Annotated in this window: 1 protein-coding gene; it reads left to right on the forward strand. The window is 70.3% G+C overall.

Annotated features, from left to right (window positions below; translation table 11 throughout):
• Positions 1-1700: beta-ketoacyl synthase N-terminal-like domain-containing protein (locus ABZ434_RS36055; protein WP_359146333.1), on the forward strand; the 1700-nt coding region annotated here is incomplete at both ends.

Below are 1700 nucleotides of genomic sequence, written 5' to 3' on the forward strand. Positions count from 1 at the left end.
CGGGTGGGGGCGGTGCTGCGTCCGAAGGTGGATGCGGCGTTGAACCTGCACGAGCTGACGCAGGGCATGGACCTCGCCGCCTTCGTCCTCTTCTCCTCCGTGGCCGGCACCTTCGGCAACGCGGGCCAGGGGAACTACGCCGCGGCGAACTCGTTCCTGGACGCGCTGGCCACGTACCGCAGAGCCGAAGGGCTCCCCGCCCACTCCCTCGCCTGGGGCTTCTGGGACGAGGCCAGCGGGATGACCGGCAAGCTGTCCGGGGCCGAACGCTCCCGCATCGCGTCCGTCGGTGGCGTCTTCCCGATCTCCTCGGAAGGAGGCGTGGCCCTCTTCGACGCCGCACTGCGGATCGACCGGCCGGTCGTGGTCCCGGTGCAGCTCGACCTCGCCGCCGTACGGGCCCAGGGCGCCGGCAGCCGGGAGCTGTTCCGCACCCTGGTCCCGGTCGTCACACGGCGCAGGGCGGCAGGCCACATCGAGGCGAACGGCCTTCAGCAGCGGCTCGCTCGCCTCGCCGAGCCCGAGCGCGAAGGGGCCATGCTGGAGGTTGTCCTCGTACAGGTCGCCTCCGCCCTCGGCTACAGCTCGCTCCAGGCCATCGAGCCGGAGAAGGCGTTCAAGGACCTCGGCTTCGACTCCCTGCGGGCAGTGGAATTCCGTAACGCACTGGCCGAAGCCACCGCGCTCCGTCTCCCCGCGACCGTGGTCTTCGACTACCCCACCCCCATGGCCCTGGCCCGCCACCTGCTGGGCGAGGTGTCCGGCGCCGGCTCCCCCGCGACGACGGCCCTCACCACCGCGCGCCCGAACCCGGGCGCCCACGCCGACGACCCGATCGCGATCGTGGGCATGGCGTGCCGCTACCCGGGCAACGTCGGTTCACCCGAAGACCTCTGGCAGGCCGTCATCGAGGGCGCCGACCTCATCTCCGACTTCCCGACCGACCGGGGCTGGGATCTGCGGAAGATCTACGATCCCGAAGGCATACGGCCCGACACCAGTTACGTCGCCCGCGGCGGGTTCCTCGACGACGCCCCCGGATTCGACCCGGCGTTCTTCGGCATCAGCCCGAACGAGGCACTGATCATGGACCCGCAGCAGAGGCTGCTGCTGGAGACGTCCTGGGAGGCGTTCGAACGGGCCGGCATCGATCCGCTCTCCCTCAAGGAGAGCCGGACCGGCGTCTTCGCCGGGATGATGTACCACGACTACGCCCACAACGCGAGCACGGGCGGCATCGCCTCCGGCCGGATCTCCTACGTACTCGGCCTCGAAGGCCCCTCGATGACGGTGGACACCGCGTGCTCGTCCTCGCTGGTCAGCCTGCACCTTGCCATCCAGGCGCTGCGCTCCGGGGAGTGCTCCCTCGCGCTGGCGGGCGGCGTGGCCGTCATGTCGGAGCCCGAGGTCTTCGTGGAGTTCAGTCGTCAGCGCGGGCTGGCGAAGGACGGTCGGTGCAAGTCGTTCGCGGGTGCTGCGGACGGGGCTGCGTGGTCGGAGGGTGTGGGTGTCCTCTTGGTCGAGCGGCTGTCGGACGCGCGGCGGCTGGGGCATGAGGTCCTGGCCGTGGTGCGGGGTAGTGCGGTGAATCAGGACGGTGCGAGTAATGGGCTGACGGCTCCGAACGGTCCGTCGCAGCAGCGGGTGATTCGTGCGGCGTTGGCTGATGCGCAGATTTCGTCGGATCAGGTGGATCTGGT

The organism is Streptomyces sp. NPDC005761 (assembly GCF_040630635.1).
In the GTDB taxonomy this organism is placed as follows: Bacteria; Actinomycetota; Actinomycetes; order Streptomycetales; family Streptomycetaceae; genus Streptomyces.